Origin of the sequence: Clostridium sp. (genome assembly GCF_026168755.1) — a bacterium.
GTDB lineage: Bacteria > Bacillota > Clostridia > Clostridiales > Clostridiaceae > Clostridium.
The window spans coordinates 15,011-34,233 of the sequence record NZ_JAPFDR010000006.1 but is presented as its reverse complement, the minus strand read 5'-3'; the positions used below and the strand labels follow the sequence as shown (position 1 = coordinate 34,233).

17 protein-coding genes are annotated in these 19,223 nt (G+C 27.4%); 2 read left to right on the top strand and 15 right to left on the bottom strand.

Annotated features, from left to right (window positions below; genetic code table 11):
• Nucleotides 1-43: 43 nt before the first annotated feature.
• From Q0Y03_RS03930 to Q0Y03_RS03920, 3 genes are read right to left on the bottom strand one after another with little or no spacing between them, the layout of a single operon-like run.
• On the bottom strand, nt 44-385 hold the full coding sequence (locus Q0Y03_RS03930; RefSeq protein WP_297712517.1) for a hypothetical protein: 342 nt from the start codon (nt 383-385) through the stop codon (nt 44-46).
• A gap of 17 nt (nt 386-402) precedes the next feature.
• Complete coding sequence (locus Q0Y03_RS03925; protein ID WP_297712516.1) at nt 403-993, bottom strand: 4Fe-4S binding protein; 591 nt, start codon at nt 991-993, stop codon at nt 403-405.
• Nucleotides 983-1,201, bottom strand: coding sequence for a 4Fe-4S binding protein (locus Q0Y03_RS03920; RefSeq protein ID WP_294141141.1), 219 nt, complete (start codon nt 1,199-1,201; stop codon nt 983-985). The genes Q0Y03_RS03925 and Q0Y03_RS03920 overlap by 11 nt, the downstream gene beginning before the upstream one ends.
• Before the next feature lie 163 nt (nt 1,202-1,364).
• On the opposite strand from Q0Y03_RS03920, the gene Q0Y03_RS03915 reads away from it, so the two are divergent.
• Nucleotides 1,365-2,030, top strand: coding sequence for a Crp/Fnr family transcriptional regulator (locus Q0Y03_RS03915; RefSeq protein WP_294141139.1), 666 nt, complete (start codon nt 1,365-1,367; stop codon nt 2,028-2,030).
• 223 nt (nt 2,031-2,253) lie between these two features.
• Here the strand turns inward: Q0Y03_RS03915 and Q0Y03_RS03910 are convergent, their stop codons facing one another.
• From Q0Y03_RS03910 to Q0Y03_RS03875, 8 genes are all read right to left on the bottom strand, one after another.
• Nucleotides 2,254-3,267, bottom strand: a complete 1,014-nt coding sequence (locus Q0Y03_RS03910; protein ID WP_297712515.1) for a putative ABC transporter permease — start codon at nt 3,265-3,267, stop codon at nt 2,254-2,256.
• Between the two features lie 118 nt (nt 3,268-3,385).
• Nucleotides 3,386-4,894 (bottom strand): carboxypeptidase M32, encoded by a 1,509-nt coding sequence (locus tag Q0Y03_RS03905; protein ID WP_297712514.1) that lies wholly within the window; start codon nt 4,892-4,894, stop codon nt 3,386-3,388.
• A gap of 149 nt (nt 4,895-5,043) precedes the next feature.
• Nucleotides 5,044-6,672 carry an alpha-glucosidase gene (locus tag Q0Y03_RS03900; protein ID WP_297712513.1) on the bottom strand — a complete coding sequence of 543 codons (1,629 nt, stop codon included), beginning with the start codon at nt 6,670-6,672 and terminating at the stop codon, nt 5,044-5,046.
• Nucleotides 6,673-6,800: 128 nt separating this feature from the next.
• The gene (locus Q0Y03_RS03895; RefSeq protein ID WP_297712512.1) at nt 6,801-7,259 is read right to left on the bottom strand and encodes a YdeI/OmpD-associated family protein; all 459 of its coding nucleotides are present in this window, start codon (nt 7,257-7,259) and stop codon (nt 6,801-6,803) included.
• 57 nt (nt 7,260-7,316) lie between these two features.
• On the bottom strand, nt 7,317-8,183 hold the full coding sequence (locus tag Q0Y03_RS03890) for an EamA family transporter (protein WP_297712511.1): 867 nt from the start codon (nt 8,181-8,183) through the stop codon (nt 7,317-7,319).
• Nucleotides 8,184-8,283: 100 nt separating this feature from the next.
• On the bottom strand, nt 8,284-10,215 hold the full coding sequence (locus Q0Y03_RS03885) for a fructose-specific PTS transporter subunit EIIC (protein WP_297712510.1): 1,932 nt from the start codon (nt 10,213-10,215) through the stop codon (nt 8,284-8,286).
• Between the two features lie 22 nt (nt 10,216-10,237).
• The gene (gene pfkB / locus Q0Y03_RS03880; protein WP_297712509.1) at nt 10,238-11,143 is read right to left on the bottom strand and encodes a 1-phosphofructokinase; all 906 of its coding nucleotides are present in this window, start codon (nt 11,141-11,143) and stop codon (nt 10,238-10,240) included.
• Complete coding sequence (locus Q0Y03_RS03875) at nt 11,143-11,895, bottom strand: DeoR/GlpR family DNA-binding transcription regulator (RefSeq protein ID WP_297712508.1); 753 nt, start codon at nt 11,893-11,895, stop codon at nt 11,143-11,145. The genes pfkB and Q0Y03_RS03875 overlap by 1 nt, the downstream gene beginning before the upstream one ends.
• Nucleotides 11,896-12,205: 310 nt before the next feature.
• Here Q0Y03_RS03875 and Q0Y03_RS03870 point away from each other — a divergent pair, with 310 nt between their 5' ends.
• A complete protein-coding gene (locus Q0Y03_RS03870; protein WP_297712507.1) occupies nt 12,206-13,567 on the top strand; it encodes an MATE family efflux transporter in 1,362 nt (453 codons plus the stop codon).
• Between the two features lie 483 nt (nt 13,568-14,050).
• On the opposite strand, the gene Q0Y03_RS03865 is transcribed toward Q0Y03_RS03870, so the two are convergent.
• From Q0Y03_RS03865 to Q0Y03_RS03850, 4 genes are all read right to left on the bottom strand, one after another.
• On the bottom strand, nt 14,051-16,270 hold the full coding sequence (locus tag Q0Y03_RS03865; RefSeq protein WP_297712506.1) for a HAMP domain-containing sensor histidine kinase: 2,220 nt from the start codon (nt 16,268-16,270) through the stop codon (nt 14,051-14,053).
• A gap of 311 nt (nt 16,271-16,581) precedes the next feature.
• Nucleotides 16,582-17,286 (bottom strand): response regulator transcription factor, encoded by a 705-nt coding sequence (locus Q0Y03_RS03860; RefSeq protein ID WP_297712592.1) that lies wholly within the window; start codon nt 17,284-17,286, stop codon nt 16,582-16,584.
• Between the two features lie 31 nt (nt 17,287-17,317).
• On the bottom strand, nt 17,318-17,827 hold the full coding sequence (locus Q0Y03_RS03855) for a DedA family protein (protein ID WP_297712505.1): 510 nt from the start codon (nt 17,825-17,827) through the stop codon (nt 17,318-17,320).
• Between the two features lie 179 nt (nt 17,828-18,006).
• Complete coding sequence (locus tag Q0Y03_RS03850; RefSeq protein WP_297712504.1) at nt 18,007-19,221, bottom strand: ATP-binding protein; 1,215 nt, start codon at nt 19,219-19,221, stop codon at nt 18,007-18,009.
• Nucleotides 19,222-19,223 lie beyond the last annotated feature (2 nt).

The window sequence follows — 19,223 nt, the reverse complement described above, 5'->3', positions numbered from 1 at the left end:
CATATTCTTATTAATACTTTCATTTAATTAACTCATCTTCTAATTAAATATACTCATTTCTATAAACTTCATAAGGACTTGATGAATATACTCTATAAACCACTTGTCCATTAAAATTTAGCATATCCTTTGCTCTTTCATTTATCCAGGGTTCCTTTATCATATCTAAGACTACATTTTTACTAAACCATCCAACCTCAATACTTTCTTCACTCTCCATTAATTCTCCTTCAACTTTTACCGCTAAAAAATCAAATATTACCTTAGTGGGTACAAATGTTTCATTATCCCATCCTATGCACCTGCTGCTACTATGTGTGTTGGAAATACCATAATTTATTTCTCCCTTTAATTTAATATTATTTGTATATATTTTATTATACATGGAAATTATATACTTATTTATCTTTCTTTACTTTTTATTATTGAAACTATTTGTGTCATTGTTCCCATTGGACAATAAACACACCAAGAATTAGGCTTGTATAAAATCATAGTAATTATCCCTAAAATAGTTGATGTTAGCATCATACTATAAAATCCAAAAGCAAATTGAACAATCCATGTAGCTACGTAAGAATAATCAATAAAATTCCATGGAAGCTTAAAGGTCCAAAAAAGTGTTATAACCTCTTTTAAGCTATTTATATCTTTAAAAACTAAATAAGTAACAAATAACATATTTAAAAACATTGTTAAGAAAAATAAAAGAAATCCATATCTAAAATACTTATGCTTTAAGAACTTAGGCATTGGCTTATTTCTTGATAGCTTAAATTTATTTCCTAATATGCTTAACATTTGTCCTCTCCCACAATATCTATTACAATATTTCTTTCCCCCACCAAATATAGAAATAAATAATGGTATAAAAAAGCAAAGTAATCCAAGCCATGCAAATAAAATATTAAAAAGTCCAAGAACTAGATATAGTCCTGAAATTATCCACATATATTCTGACCAATGTTTTTTCTTTCTTATCTTACTTTTCATTTAATATTACCTCCTTGATTTCAATTGTAGATGCAGGACATATATTTACACATTTACTACAACCTACACATTTATCAATATCTACTTTCGAAAAAATTCCTTTATAAATTGAAATTGCATTAATTGGACATTCTTTTTCACAGATTCCACAAGCAACACAGTACTCCTTATCTACAAAGGCCTTCTTTTTAATAATTTTCTTTTCCAAAATAAAATCCTCCCCAAAAATAACTAGTTTCATTTATAGTATATAAATTAAATTCCTTTCTTAATGTGACTAAGTCACATAATATATATCTTAAAGGTGTAAAATATTAGATAAGGAAAATAAATATAAAATTTATTACTAGAGAGGATTTAAATAAAAAAATATGATTAATAATAAGAATCAATTTATAAATAAGCTTTATGAAGCATATCCAATTTTATCTCAAATAGATGACGCTAATAAAGGCATATTAAGTGAAAGAGCTAACTTTAAAGAACTTTTATCAGGTGAATATTTAACAACTCGGGAAGATGAATGTATTGGTTTTTTATTTGTTATAAGTGGCAACATAAAAATTCAAAAGCTAAATGAAAAAGGTGAAGAGACTAATCTTTATAATATAGAACGAGGTCAATTGTGTCATGAAGCATTAAGCTGTTTAATGAATTGTACTTCATTAAACATAATAGGGAAAGCTATTCAAGATTCTAAAATATGTGTTATTCCATTTGATATAGTTAATAAATACTTATTACATAACACTTTATTTTTACAATATATCTATAAGGATTTATATAACAAATTTAAAATAATTATAAATACCAAAGAGCAAATTAAACATGAATCATTAACTAATAGATTACTTAAATTACTTATTGATAAAAAAACTAAAAATATTTATTTGACTCACAATGATTTAGCATTTGAACTAGACTCTGCAAGAGAAGTAGTTAGTAGAAAGCTTAAAGACCTAGAAAGACAAGGATATTTAAAATTGGGCAGAGGTAAAATACAAATAGAAAAGGATTTAAGCGAAATTATAAAGTGATATAGTCACAATTAATAAGAATAAATTAAATTCCTAAGAATAAACCATTTAAAATGCTGAGTCATAAATTTAATTATGATTCAGCATCAATACAAAACTAAGAGCCTATAAATAATTTTGTGTATCCTAAATTTCCGCTTGGAAATAATGAGTAATTTTTAAACCCTAAATTTATTTAGTTTTGTCTAAATATAGGTTTTATTGACATTTTAAACTTCTCATATTATTCTTTACCCTTTACTTCCTTATCTAAATCTTTTACTTCTCTCATTGCCTCTTCATATTTCTTAGCCCTTGCATTTGGATTTCTTCTTAATATATTTATAGAATTTATATAAACCTTATTTTCAGTATTATTAATTTTTAATTCATGGGATTTTAACTTTGATAAATACTCTAAAAACTCATTCTTTAATTTACTTGGTTCATCTATAACCTTTGATGATAGCTCATCAAATTTATCAACATATCTTGATACCTTTTCAACAAATCCCTTCATTGCTTCTTCTTTTAATTCTAAATTTTTTCTAATAATTACTTCAATAGCTCGCTTTCTTGTATTCTTCTTAAGTAATACTTTTTCTTGCTTAATGGCTACTTTTTTAATTAATTTTTCTTGAATAGATTTTAAATCTTCATTAACAAGTACTTCTACTATTTCTATTCTTTTCTTTATATTATTAATAGCATTATTTCTTTCAGTAAATTTAATTAAAATATTCTTTAAGTCCATAGCTTCATTGAATGATTGTACAGCATCAATTGTAATAAAAACAGTTATAATATATGAAATTACTTCTGATATCCCATTAGGTATGATTATAACTAATCTTTCTATATTAGGATTAACAAATCTAACTAAAAGTACAGAAAAAACTCCCCAAGTTAAAGAAGATATTAAACAAATATGCCCATTAATATTAAAAGGCTCTTTAGTGTAATCCCAGTATCTAACATGAAATAATTTCTCCATTACTACCCCAGTTATATATTCTAATATTGTTGCAGAAATCATTCCTATCAAAAATACTAATATAAGATTGTTCTCAGCTGTTAATGTTGAAATTAATACTACTATAGCTCCTGATCCATAAATAGGTAATAATGGTCCTTTTAAAAAACCTCTATTTATCCACTTATGCTTTTTTAAAGATACATAACACGACTCCCATATCCATCCTATAAAACAATATAGATAAAATAAAAGAAGCCATTTATGTAAGGTGTATATATGCATTTTCTCCCCTCATTTCTTAATGCTTACTTTATAATATATTCGTAAATTTTTTAAAATAAAAATATCTCAGAAAAAGTTATCTGCAATAAGTTTTTTCTGAGATTAATTTAGCTATATATTAATAATTATATATTTCTTTATATTTTTTATCTAAATATTCAATAAAATATTTTGCTTGAAGCTCTTCCCCTGTAATTCTCTTTATTAAATCACTTGGGTCATAAAGATTAGCACATTCATGTACCTTTTCTTTTAACCATTCATATACTGAAGACAAGTCTCCAGTTGCTATTTCATCATATATATTAGGTACATCTTGAACCATTTTGTTTAGCATTTGTGCTCCATAAAGATTTCCTAATGCATAACTTGGAAAATATCCAAATGATCCATCTGACCAATGCATATCTTGAAGTACTCCAACCTTATCACTTGTAGGCTCTACTCCTAAATACTCCTTGTACTTTTCATTCCAAACTCTAGGTAAGTCAGCAACTTGAATTTTATCATTTATAAGTAATTTTTCTATTTCATATCTTATAATTACATGAATGCTATAAGTTAATTCATCTGCTTCAGTTCTTATTAATGAAGGTTCTACTTTATTTATGGTATTATAAAATTCTTCTTCACTAACACCTTCAAATTGATTAGGAAATTCTTTTTTAGCTTCTTCATATAAATATCCACAAAATGCTTTATTTCTTCCTATTATATTTTCATAAAATCTTGATTGTGATTCATGAATCGCCATAGATGATGCAACATTCAATCCAGTACCTTCTAGATAGTCCGGTATATTTTGTTCATATATTCCATGTCCACCTTCATGTATTGCTGAAAACATTGCTGATGTAAAATCATTTAAATAATAATGATTAGTTATTCTAACATCCTTATTGCTCATATCTAAGGTATATGGATGTTCAGTTTCATCCATTCTTCCTGATTTGAAATCGAATCCCATAGTCTTTAAAATTTCAAGACAAAATCTTATTTGATTTTTCTTTGGAAACTCTTTTCCCTCAAAGACATTAGAAATCTTTGTTCTGCTATTATTTATCTTTTTTAATATACTAACAATTCCATCTCTTAACTCATCAAAAACCTTATCTAATTTTTCAACAGTAAGTCCTGGCTCATAATCATCTAGTAAGGCATTATACTTATTATCTTTGTAACCTTTATATTTTATTGATTTCTTTGTAAGTTCTACTATTTTTTCTAAATCAGGCTTAAATATTTCAAAATTATCTTCATTCTTAGCCTTTTCCCAAGCTAATTGTCCTCTTGATGCCGCTAAAGAAAATTCCTTTATAAACTCTTCAGGAAATATCTTTTCTTTTTCATAATTCTTTTTAAGTTCATGTAACATTCTTTTCTGAACAAAATCTAATTTACTTTCATTTTTCTCAAAAAACTTAATAAAATCATGAATTTCTTTTGAAACAGATAAATTATGTGCTTGCATTTGCATGAAAGACATAGTTTCTGCCCTTCCCTCTGCCGCATTTTCTGGCATTCCTGTTGTCATGTCCCAATACATAAGACTTCCTACATTTCTATAATGCTCAATAGTTTTTAAATATTCTGAAAGCTCTTCCAGCTTCTTCTCTAATTTATCCAAAGTTTAACCCCCATTCTAATATCTTCTATTTATTTAATTATATACTTTATTTTTGATTAAATGAATAGCACATTTTTTCAGGGAAAAATTGTATGCGCCTCCGGGGTCAATCCATATATTGGATTGACCCCGGAGGCGCATACATTATTTTACATAACTCTAAATATTATAGCTTCATATGGTCTTAAGATTAATTTTCCAATCAATGTGCTTGAATCCTTATAATTGCTTAATAAAATGTCAGCATGATTAAAATCGCCATCAAAACTAAAAGCAACTTCCTTATCATAGAAATTACAAACTACTAATACCTTGTCTCCATTTAACTCTCTAGTATAAGCAAAGATATTTTTATCTTCAGGGCATAATAAAGTATAATCTCCATAAATTATAGTATCATTATTCTTTCTTATATCTATTAATTTTCTATAATGATGGAAAATTGAATTTTCATCTTCTAAACATTGTTTAGCATTTATTTCATTATAATTTTTATTTACAGCAATCCAAGGAGTTCCTGTAGTAAATCCAGCATTCTCTGTTGAATCCCATTGCATTGGAGTTCTAGCATTATCTCTTCCCTTTGCATAGATAGACTCCATTATTTCATCATGAGTATATCCTTTTGAAAGTCTATCTTTATACATATTTAAACTTTCAATATCATTATACTCATTAATATCTTCAAACCTTACATTAGTCATTCCAAGTTCTTCTCCTTGATAAATATAAGGAGTACCTTTCATACCATGAAGAAGAGTTGCAAACATTTTTGCACTTTCTACTCTATATTCTTTATCATTTCCCCATCTTGAAACTATTCTTGGTAAATCATGATTATTCCAGAAAAGACTGTTCCATCCTTGCCCTTCAAGCTCTGTTTGCCACTTAGATAAAACTTTCTTTAAATCAAGTAATTCTAATTTCTTAAGATCCCATTTTTCTTTTCCTTCAATTTGATCTAACCCTATATGTTCAAATTGGAATACCATGCTTAATTCTTTTCTTTCTGGATTTGAATAAAGCTTGGCTACCTCTGGAGTTGCTCCCCACGTTTCTCCTACTGTTAATAAGTCATTTCCCTCTAATGCTACTTTATTCATTTCTTGTAGATATTCATGTAATTTAGGTCCATTTCCTGTTATCATTTCATCTGGAACTTTACCGATAAGGTCAATAACGTCCATTCTAAATCCACCAATACCTTTATCCACCCAGAAATTCATCATCTTATAAACTTCATTTCTAACATTTTCATTTTCCCAATTTAAATCAGGTTGTTTTTTACTAAATAAATGTAAGTAATATTGTCCAGTTGTTTCATCATATTGCCATGCACTACCACTAAAACAAGATCCTAATCCATTTGGTTCATGTCCATCTACTGGATCTCTCCATATATAATAATCTCTATATTCATTATCCTTAGACTTTTTAGCTTCAATAAACCATTTATGTTCATCAGAAGTATGGTTAACAACTAAATCCATAAGAATCTTAATTCCTCTTTCATTAGCTTCCTTTAAAAGATTATCCATATCTTCCATTGTTCCAAATTCATCCATGATATCACAGTAATCACTTATATCATATCCATTATCATCATTTGGAGATTTATAAACTGGGCTAAGCCAAATAACATCTATTCCAAGTTCCTTTAGATAATCTAACTTTTCTCTAATTCCATTAATATCCCCTATTCCGTCGCCATTGCTATCATTAAAGCTTCTTGGGTATATTTGATATACTACTGAGCTATGCCACCATTGTCTTTCCATATTTGTTACCTCCACACTATAAAAACTCAATTTATCTTTTTATTACAATTAATGATTTATAATGTGATTATACATAATCTTCTTATTGCTTTACTTGCAAAATATAGGCTTTTTTTAACACAATAATGCTATTTTATCTTCTCTTTATTTTTCAGCTTTTCTATTGCTTCATTTATTCTTTTATTTCTTGTCTCTTCCTTCTTAGCTGAAGTTATCCATGTAACATACTTTTTTTGAATAGAAAAAGATAATGTATTCCAAAATTCTTTTATATTATCATCTAACTCTATTCTTGCTTTAAAATCCATAGGTGTCTCAATAATTCTTTCTTCTTCATCTTTTTCTATTGTTACATCAATTACGTCTCCTGGTTCCTTTGCTATCTTTTTTCTTATCTCTTTAGTTATTCCTATAATATAACATGGTAATCCCATCTTAACTATTGAGCCTCTATATTCAACTCCATCAAAGGTTGCTTTTACCTTTACTCTCCTAGCTCCATATACTTGTTCTACATCAAAAGGTATCTCTATATATGCTCCATCTTTTTCTTCTACCTTTTTTATTTCAGCATTAAATTTTTTCATTTGTTATTGTCCTCCTATCATTAACCTTATAGTAAAGTTAAATTAACTTTCCCTCATCTAAACTTTTATTAATAATACTAATGTTCCAACTACAATTAAAATTAAACCTAATAATGATTTCTTTGATAATTTTTCTTTTAAAAATACATAAGCAAATAATATAGTTACTAAAATACTAAGCTTGTCTATTGGAACAACTATAGAAGCTAGTCCATCTTGTAAAGCTTTATAATAACAAATCCACGATGCACCAGTTGCTATTCCAGATAAAATTAAAAATATTAAACTATTCTTATCAATCTTCTTAATATCACCTTGCTTTTTAGTAGCAAAAACTATAATCCAAGCCATTATAAGTACAACTATTGTTCTAATAGCTGTTCCTAAATTTGATTCAACATTTTCTATACCAACCTTACCTAATATAGACGTTAATGAAGCAAATAAAGCTGATAATAAAGCATATATTAACCACGCTTTCCCCTTAACCACCTTTTCTACTCCTTCTTTCTTTTGAATCATTAAGTAAGTTCCAATAGCTATTCCAATCATTCCAACTACCATATTTGTAGTTATCTTTTCATTTAATAAAATAAAAGCTAAAACCATTGTTAAAATTGTACTACTCTTATCAATAGGTACTACCTTATTTACATCACCTAATTGCAATGCTTTAAAATAACATAACCAAGATGCTCCTGTTGATAAACCCGATAAAATTAAGAATAAAAAAGCTTTTCCATTAATGTTTGCTATTGCACTTTGTGAGCCAATTATAAATACCATTATCCATGAAAAAATTAAAACTATAATTGTTCTTATAGCTGTTGCTAAATGAGAATCTACATCTTTAACACCTACTTTAGCTAAAATAGAGGTAACTCCTGCAAAAAATGCAGATCCTAATGCGTATAATATCCACATAAATAATTATTCCCCCTTCATTTATATGCCTTGAAGTATAAAAATGTCTGAGACACTAACTAAATCAGTAAATATCTCAGACCTTTAAAATTTTTCTATTTTATTCTTCTACCTTTTTCTTTAATAATGCTAACATTACCATTCCTACTACAGAACCAACAGCAACAGCTGCTAAGTATCCAAATGGATTTCCTATTACAGGTAATACAAATATTCCACCATGAGGAGCTCTTAATTGACAGTTAAATAACATTGTAAGCGCTCCAGCTGTTGCAGAACCTACTACACATGAAGGTATAACTCTTAATGGATCTGCTGCAGCAAAAGGAATTGCACCTTCTGTTATAAATGATAATCCCATAATGTAATTTGTAAGTGCTGATTGTCTTTCTCTCTTAGTAAATTTATTCTTAAAGAATGTTGATGCTAAAGCTATTGCAAGTGGTGGAACCATACCACCAGCCATTACAGCTGCCATTACTTCATAGTTACCAGATGCAAGTGATGCTGTACCAAATACGTATGCTGCTTTATTGAAAGGACCACCCATATCAATTGACATCATACCTGCAACAACAATTCCTAATAATAATTTACTTGTTCCACCCATTGAGTTAAGGAAATTTGTAATTGCTTCATTTATTCCACCAAAGAACGGATTTACAAATATCATTATTAATCCAATTAATCCAATACCAAAGAAAGGATATAATAATGTTGGTTTTAAACCTTCTAATGATTGTGGTAATTTATCAAATACCTTCTTTAATCCTAATACTAAGTAACCACCTAAGAAACCTGCAAATAATGCTCCTAAGAAACCTCCACTAATAACTGATACTGAAGAATCAAATGCACTTGCATAAGTTGTTCCTAAATTAGCTAACATACCACCAACGAAACCAACTGCAAGACCTGGTCTATCTGCAATACTCATTGAAATATATCCTGCAAGTACTGGTAACATAAATCCAAATGCAGTTTCACCTATAGTTTTTATTAATGCAGCTATTGGAGTATTTTTACCAAAGTTAGCTGGGTTAATACTGTAATTGTCTAATAAGAATGCTAAAGCTATTAATATACCTCCACCAATAACAAATGGTAACATATGAGATACACCATTCATTAAGTGTTTATATATTTGCCTTCCAATGCTTTCTCCATCTTCTGATGATGAACCTTCACTATCACTTCCACCTGCATGATTGTAAACTGGCGCATTTCCACTAGTAGCTCTATTTAATAATTCTTCTGTTTTATGAATTCCATTTGCAACCTTAGTTTGAATAACCTTCTTTCCTTCAAATCTAGCCATTTCAACTTTTTTATCAGCTGCAACTATTATACATTCAGCATTAGCTATTTCTTCATCAGTTAAAACATTTTTAGCTCCTCCTGAACCATTAGTTTCAACTTTTATTGTAATTCCCATATCCTTAGCTTTATTTTCTAAAGCCTCAGCTGCCATAAATGTATGAGCTATACCTGTTGGACATGCAGTAACAGCTAATACTCTATATCCATTAGTTTGTGCCTTTTGAGCCTCTTCTTTATCATTTTCTGCTTTTAATTTATCATTTTCTTTAGAATCAATAAGTGATAAAAACTCATCAACACTTTTAGCATTTATTAATTGCTCTTTAAAATCTGGATCCATTAACATCATTGATAATCTTGCTAATACATCTAAGTGAAGATTATTTTCACCTTCTGGTGCTGCTATCATGAAGAATAACTTTGCTGGCTCACCATCTAATGAATCATAATCAACACCATTAGTAAGTACCATTGCACTAAGACCTGCTTCCTTTACTGCACTTGTCTTAGCATGTGGAATTGCTATATTATCTCCAATTCCTGTTGTGCTTAGACTTTCTCTTTCTAAAACAGCATTTTTATATGCCTCTTTATCTCTTAATCTTCCTGTAGCATCCATTAAATCAACTAATTTATTTATTGCTGCTTCTTTAGAATCTACTTTAGGATTAAGTGCTATACCATTCTTTTTTAATAAATCAGTAATTTTCACTTTTTATTCCTCCTTAAACTATTTATTTTACTTGTTGTAATAATTTGTAAACATAATCTTTTGTAGCTAACCCTTCTGAAAATGCTGATGCACTTCCTGTTGCTACACCTAATTTAAATCCATCTTCAATTTTTTCTGAATTTAAATATCCAGCTATAAATCCAGCAACCATTGAATCTCCTGCTCCAACTGAGTTTTTTACTATTCCTTTTGGTACATTACTTGTTGTAACTCCTCCATTAGAGTCTATTAACACTGCTCCATCTCCAGCCATAGATATAATTACATTTTGTGCCCCCATATCTTTAAGTTTCTTTGCATACTCTATAACTTCTTCTTTATTATTAAGTTTTACTCCAAATAACTCTCCAAGTTCATGATGATTTGGTTTTATCAAAAATGGATTATACTTTAATACCTTAAGTAATGATTCACCAGTTGTATCAACTATAAACTTAACACCTTTTTCTTGAAGTCTTTCCATTATTCTTTCATAAACATCTGTTGGCATTGTTTTTGGAATACTACCTGCTAAAACTAATATATCTCCAGCTTTTAATGTGTCTAACTTTCCATAAAGTTCTTCTAATGCTTCTGCTGATATATCTGGTCCACCACCATTTATTTCACTTTCAACATCAGCTTTTATTTTTACATTTATTCTGGACATACCTTCTTTTAGTTTTATGAAATCTGTATCACATCCAAACTCTCTAACTCTTCTTTCTATTTCATCTCCAGTAAAACCAGCTATAAACCCTAGTGCCTTACTTTTAACTTCTAGATTGTTTAATACTATTGATACATTAATTCCTTTTCCACCAGCATAAACAAATTCTTTATTACTTCTATTAACATGGCCTAAGTTGAATTCATCCATCTTAACAATATAATCTAAAGCTGGATTAAACGTTATTGTATATATCATTAATTTTCCACCTCCAAAATTTCTGTTTCGTATCTATATCTATTATTCTCTAAACCTCTAGTTATTATTTTAGCTTCTTTAATATTTGCAAAAGTTATTGAACTTATTTCATCAAATTTTGATTTATCACATAAAATAAATCTTTTTTTACTTCTATGTAATGCCTCACTTTTTACCATAGCTTCTTTAACATCTGGTGTAGTAAATCCTCTTTCAATATCTACTCCATTTGATCCAAAAAAGCCCTTTGTAAAATTGTATTTTCTTAAACTATTTACAGTTTCAGCTCCTACTATGGCTTCAGTGGCAAGCTTTAATTCTCCACCTAAAATATATGTAATACATTTCTTTTTAATTAACTTTCTTGCATGAACAATTCCGTTAGTTACAAATATAGCTTTTGTATTATTTATAAAATTAATCATAAGTTCTGTAGTTGTTCCTGCATCTATATATACTAAATCATTATCTTCTATTAATGATGCAGCATATTCTGCAATCTTTAACTTTTCATCTATATTTAAATCCTGTCTATTCTCAACAATATCATCAGTTGTATTTATACTTATTTCTTTTAATAATGTAGCTCCTCCATGAACCTTCTTTAATAATCCTGCTTTATCAAGAGCAGTTAAATCTCTTCTAATAGTAGATTCTGAAGTATTCAAATATTTAACTAAATCATTTAAATACACTACTGATTCTTTTTCTAACTTTTCTAAAATAAGCTTATGCCTTTTCTCTGATAACATTTACACCACTTCCTCAATTTAATAATACTCCAATTTCAATCACAAGTCAATCATTTTCATTCAAATTCTTTCATTTTCATTCATAATCATTCACCTTATTTCCTAATAGATTATCCTAATTTATATTTTTATATCAAAAAAATAGTTGCATTCCCAACTTTTTTAGTTGTGTTTATCACGCTTTTAACAGTATAATATATAAGTCAATTCGACAATCATTTTACATTATATAAATTCAACATTGAGTATAAATTACACTTAAATAAGTATTCATTAAAATGATTTCTAAATTATATAGGAGGAGAAAAATATGAGACATCAGAATCAATTAGGCGAAGAGTCTATAGGGAAATTATTATTAAAATATTCCATACCAGCAATAATTGGTATGCTTGTTAATGCTTTATATAATATTGTGGATAGAATATTCATTGGACGTATACCTGAAGTTGGTTCTCTTGCTTTAACAGGTATTGGAATAACAATGCCCATAATGTCTATTCTTTTAGCATTTGGTATGCTTATTGGAATTGGATCAACAGCAAATATTTCTTTAAACCTTGGCCGTGGTAAAAGAGATGATGCTGAAAGATTAATTGGTAGCGCATTAACATTAAGCTTATTAGTTGGTATTGCAATCACTATTATTGCACTTGTCTTCTTAAATCCAATATTGAATCTTTTTGGAGCAAGTGAAAATACTTTATTTTATGCTAAACAATATATTATTGTAATTTTAGGCGGATGTACATTTAATATTCTTTCTTTTGCATTAAATAGTACTGTAAGAGCTGATGGTAATCCTAAGCTAGCTTCAATAACAATGGTTATTGGATGTGGTACTAATATAGTATTAGACTATTTATTTGTTTTTGTATTAAACATGGGAATTAGAGGAGCTGCATTTGCAACTGTTATTTCTCAAGCTCTTACATTCATCATAATTCTTTACTACTACACTAAAGGAAATTCTAACTTAAAATTAAAAATTAAAAATATGAGATTAAACAAAAACTTAGTCATGATGACATTTGCAATTGGTATCGCTCCCTTTGCAACTCAAATTGCTAACAGTTTGGTGCAAGTTGTTGCTAATAACTCTTTAAAATCATATGGTAATGATTTATCTATAGGAGCTATGGCTATAATAGGAGCTATTAACATGGTATTTATGATGCCTATATTTGGTATTAATCAAGGTTGTCAACCAATTATAGGATTTAACTATGGTGCTAAAAAATACGATAGAGCTAAAAAAACATTTAAAATCGCTACTATTTCTGCTACAGTTATTTGTACTATTGGTGGAATTCTAATTCAGACTTTCCCTCAATTTGCAATAGGCTTATTTAATAATGACCCTGAACTTACTGCTGTTGCTGTAAAAGGAGTTAGAATGTATTTATTAATGATGCCTATAGTAGGAATTAATATTGTTTCAACTAGTTATTTCCAATCAGTAGGTAAAGCTAAAATGTCTATGTTTGTTAGCTTGCTTAGACAAGTTATATTATTAATTCCATTTACTTTAATATTGCCTTTATTTATGGGATTAGATGGAGTTTGGGCTGCAGGTGCCTGTGCTGATTTCCTATCTGTTGTTATAACATTAGCTCTAATATTCAAGGAGTTTAAATCATTAAATATGCTACATAAAGCTGAATTAGCATAATATATAAATTTAAAATAACTAAAAAAGACACTTAATTAGATTTAATATAACTCTAATTAAGTGTCTCTTGTTTTACGATACAATTTTTAAAATATAATATATTATGCTTTCTTCTTTTTTGAATATAGATCAAATACAACTAAAATAATATATCAGCTGCCTTTTAATTTGAATTTATAATTTTACCTATTGTCATATCCCTTGTTATCATATTTATTTCCTCCAAAATTTAATATTTATTTTCTAACTCTTCTAAAATTAATATATATTTATTTTTTATATCTTCATTTCTAAGTTCGAAATTTTCACATTCCATATTTATAAAATCTAAAACTTCTCTACTTAATTCCCTTTCTGCAAACTTATAATATATTTATGTTCTTCTATGAAAATATAAAAGGATGTCACATTAGCTAGTAAAATCCACTAATGCGACAACCCCTATTTTTTACAATATATGTCTGTTCCCCGGAGGCACTACCTTTATTTTACAAATGTTATTGTTACTTTAAATAGATCTCCATCTACACTTATGTTAAAAGTTCCACCTTGTAATTCAACAAAGCTCTTAGCAATTGCAAGACCTAACCCAGAACCCTCAGTATTTCTTGATTCATCCCCTCTTACAAATCTTTCTGCTATTGTATCTACATTAAATGTTATTTCTTCTGCAGCCATATTTTTCATTATTACTTCAACATGCTTTTCATTTTCAATAATATCAATAAAAACTCTTGTATTAGGCATTGCATATTTAGTCATATTAATTACTAAATTTTCAAATACTCTAAATGTACGTTGACTATCTAAAGGTAATAAAACCTTACCTTCTGGTATATTATTTCTAACTAATAAATTTGCTTCCTTAAGCTTATCCTCTAATTCAAGTAATGTTTGTTTCATTAAAGATACAACATCAATATTTTCTATATTTAATGTTATATTTCCACTTGTAGCTTTACTCATTTCAAATAAATCTTCTATTAAAACTTGGAGTCTTTGGGCTTTTCTATCTAATGTTTCAATATATTGCTTACGTTTTTCCTCTGATAAATTTTCATCTTTTAAAAGATCCGCATAAGTAATTATTGCTGTTAAGGGAGTCTTTAAATCATGTGATACATTTGATATCAAGTCAGTTTTCATTTTTTGACTCTTAACTTCTTCATCTACAGCTTTTTTGAAACCTTTTTGAATTTCTTTCAAATCTTCTTTAAAGGGTTCAAAAAGACCTAAATCCTCTTCTATATTAACATCTAATTTTCCTTGAGCAATTTTACTTGTAGCTTCTCTTAATTTGCTATATTTTTCGCTTATTTTATCAACATATTTTCTTATTACAAAGAATAAAACTATTGAATAAAGTATAACTACAGGAATTCCAAAGAACCAAATAGAAGTTATTATTAATAATATTACTGCATTTATTACTAATAATTTTATGATTAACTTATTATTCTTTTCTCTTAAATCTACTTTTGTTATTTCATCTAATGTTATTTTAATAATTTTAATAAATAACATTAATATTATTCCAAATACTGTTCTTCTCTTAAGATATTCTTTAATTCCTAAATTAAATATATACTTTATTATTAACACAGAAAAGAATACAATTCCAAATCCTATAAACCAATTAATAAAGTTTAATGCCCATATTACCTTTTCTGTTCCAGTAAACCAATCAACATTAAATCCAATAAAATGTTCTAATTGACCATTTAATGCAGGATGAATCATATATCTGGAAGATACAATCAAAAGTGCTACTGTAAGTGATACTATAATTATCCAAACTTCAAATGGTATTTTTGATACCCATTTAAATAGAGGTATTTCATTTGCTCTTTTAATAGGGAATATTAATGCAGCCATCGCTACTAATGCAGCTATTATCATTACTGCAACCCCACCTACAACTTGATATCCATATGTCTGTGCATCTCTGATTCCCCATGATATTGAATCATTAAACACTAAATTATTAGGCACTGCATATACAAAACCCATATTTTTAATTGGATTCATAGTAGCATTATAATACTCACTATTGTAGTAATTATCACTTAAGAAATCACTTAAAGCAAGGTTTAAATAGTATTCAAAATTTTGAGTGTCAGCTCCTTTAATATCATTAATTGTTAAATTACCATTTTCATCAAAATTAATAGCTACGTAAAATTGATATTCATCTTTCTTTATTGATGATAAATCTATATTATTTTCAATAATACCTACTTCGTAATTTATATTTGTTTTTGTTACATTATTAGTTTTATCATAAAAATAATACTTCAAATTTGCAAGCTGATTATCTAACATACGATTCCAATAATTAAAATTAGAATTAAAACCATTTATAAATTCACTTTCATCATAATATTCATCATTATCATATATGCTTTTTTGCATATTTAATAATGTTGATGCTGGATCTAATGTTCCTCCTGCTTTTTCATTTAAGGAATTATAATACGAAGAATACAAAGTACATGCTAATTTTTCCGTAAAATCATATTCATCAAAATAATTAGTATATGAAACATTCTTTGCATTTTCTTCTATTAATGGATATGCCGCACACATGCCTAATGCTGATGTTGCTATAATAACTATTATTAGCAACATAGCTATAATACCTTTACTTTTATATTCTTCTATACTCTTTTCCTTAAATTCTTTGTTATCTGTATTGCCTTTCAATTTTATATACACATCCTTTATTATTATTTTATTGTCAATATTGCAAGACTCATAAAATGTACATTTTTAATTAAAATATAAAACTACTATCATGTAAAATATTATAATATATATGAATTGTTTTTGATGGTAAAACAATTCATTTAACTTATAAATATATACTAATTTATCTTTATAAAGATTAACCTATACAAATTCTAAAACTTTTCTAAAGAATTTAAAATTTAATATAATTGCACATAAAAATACCGCATATTCCCTTTGAATAATGCGGTATTTTCTTAATTTATATAGATATTAATTTAAGTTGTTTATTGCTTTTCAATCTTATATCCGACTCCCCAAACCACCTTTAAATATTTTGGATTTTTAGGATTAATCTCAATCTTTTCTCTTATCTTTCTTATATGAACCATTATAGTATCAGTATTTATTGCTTGTTCATTCCATACCCTTTCATAAATTTCATCAGCAGCAAATACTCTTCCTGGATTTTTTATAAGTAATGCTAATATTTTAAATTCAATCGGTGTTAGCTTAACTAGTTTTTCATCAACTGTAACTTGTTTAGTATCAAAATTTAATTCCAATCCACCAACACTATAAATATTTTCTTTAACTTCAGGCTCTTTTGCCATATTTAAAAACTTTGAATATCTTCTAAGCTGAGAATTAACTCTTGCTAATAATTCTAGAGGCCTAAATGGCTTAGTTACATAATCATCTGCCCCTATATTAAGTCCCATTATCTTATCCACTTCTTCTGATTTTGCAGATAACATTATTACAGGAAACTCATGATTTTCTCTAAGCTTCATAACAAAAGTTATACCATCCATTTTAGGCATCATTACATCAACTATAGCTAGATGAATAGTTTCTTTTTTTAACAATTCTAATCCTTCTATTCCATTATTAGCTATAAAAACATTATACCCTTGATTACTTAAATATGCTTCTATAGCAATTGCTATATCATTTTCATCTTCAACAATTAAAACATTATATGAACCCATTTTATTCATTTATATGTTACCCCTTTTTTAACTAAATTATATATTTAAAAATACCTTCCCCTAAAATATATCCAGCTGAAATAAATGTAGCATTCCATATAAATATACCCATTGCTGAATATACTGTATACTTAAAAAAGTTCATTTTAAGTACTCCTGCTGGTATTGCAATTATAGTTCTTGCAACTGGAATAAGCCTACTTATAAATACACCAATATAACCCTTACTTCTTAAATATTCTAACTTTTCATCTATGTATTTTTTTTGATTTGGAAACTTCTTAATATATTTATCTAATAAAAAATTTCCACCATAAAAACCTAAAAAATATAATACCCAACTTCCAATTACCCCAGCTATAACTGATAATATTAAAACAAAAAGAAAATTCATCTCTCCTCTTGATATCCATAGACCTGCCAATGGCATTATTATTCCTGCTGGAAGTCCTGGTAAGTTTAAATACTCTAAAAATACAATTATAAATATAAATATTAAACCATACTGCGACAAATAATTTAAAATACTATTAGCATCCATTCTGTTTCTCCTTATCTTTTTATTTTACATTATAATTTTATAATATATCTAATAAATAAAGAAGATATTATAATAAATCTAAAGAAATTCTTAAGATTTACTATAAAAAAAGACTACTACAACCTACGTTATAATAGTCTTGCTAATAAATTAATTATTAAATATATTTAAACTTATTCTTATCCTATGCTTAAAGGCAATTCAATAATAAATGATGTTTCATTATTAATTATACTTTCAGCATGTATTTTACCCTTATGATCTTCAATAATAGCTTTTGCTATAGAAAGCCCAAGTCCATACCCACCAGTTCCCCTATCTCTTGAATCATCAACTCTATAAAATCTCTCAAATATTTTTTCTAAGTGTTCCTTTTTTATACCCTCACCAGTATTTTTAACTATTAATTTAGCTTTATTTCTTTCATTAATAAGTGAAACAGTTATCTTTCCATTTTTATTTGTATATTTAATAGCATTATCCATTAATATACTTATAAGCTTTTTTATTTGATTCTGTTCACCCTTTATAAAAATATTATCAGATAAATCTTCCTCTAATATTAATCCTTTTTCAAATATCACTACTTCGAATACTAATAAGGAATCTCTAAGCATCTTACTTAAATTAATATTAATTCTTTCTTCCTTCTTCTTATTTACATCTAAATTTGCTAAGGATAACATTTCATTAATTAATGTTGACATTCTACCTGCTTGAGAATCTATATAATTGATCCATTTTTTCTGACTATGAATAGTCTCCATTTCATTTTCTCTTAATAATGAAACATTAGTCTTAATTATAGTTAATGGTGTTCTAAGTTCATGAGAAGCATCTGCTATAAATTGCTTTTGCTTTCTAAAGGTTTCTTCTAGTGGATTTATAGCCTTATTAGTAAAATATATACTTATAAAAAATAATAGAATTAAACTTAATGAACCAACTCCAATAAATATTTTTAATAAATTCCATAACATCTCATGCTGAAATGATTTGCTCATTAATACTATTCTTTTACCATTTCCTATATCTTTCTTTAAATATCCAAAACTTTCACCATTAATTTTTATTGTATCCATATCCTTGCTACTATTAATAACTTTTGTAACAATATTATTTATATCCAAATCATCGGTATTCATCTTAGAAGAAACAGTAACTACTTCATTAGTATTATCTAAATTTATTTTTATTGTCATATCCATTCTATCATTTTTAGGCGTTGGCTTTTGTTGTGGAGCAACCATCATATTACTCCATAATTGCATACGTATATCTTTTTCCATACTATATGCTGTACTTAAATATATAGTTCCAAATATACCTATAAATACCGCTGTTAATAGACTCATATTAATCAACACAAATTTTATTTTTAGTTTCTTAAACATTC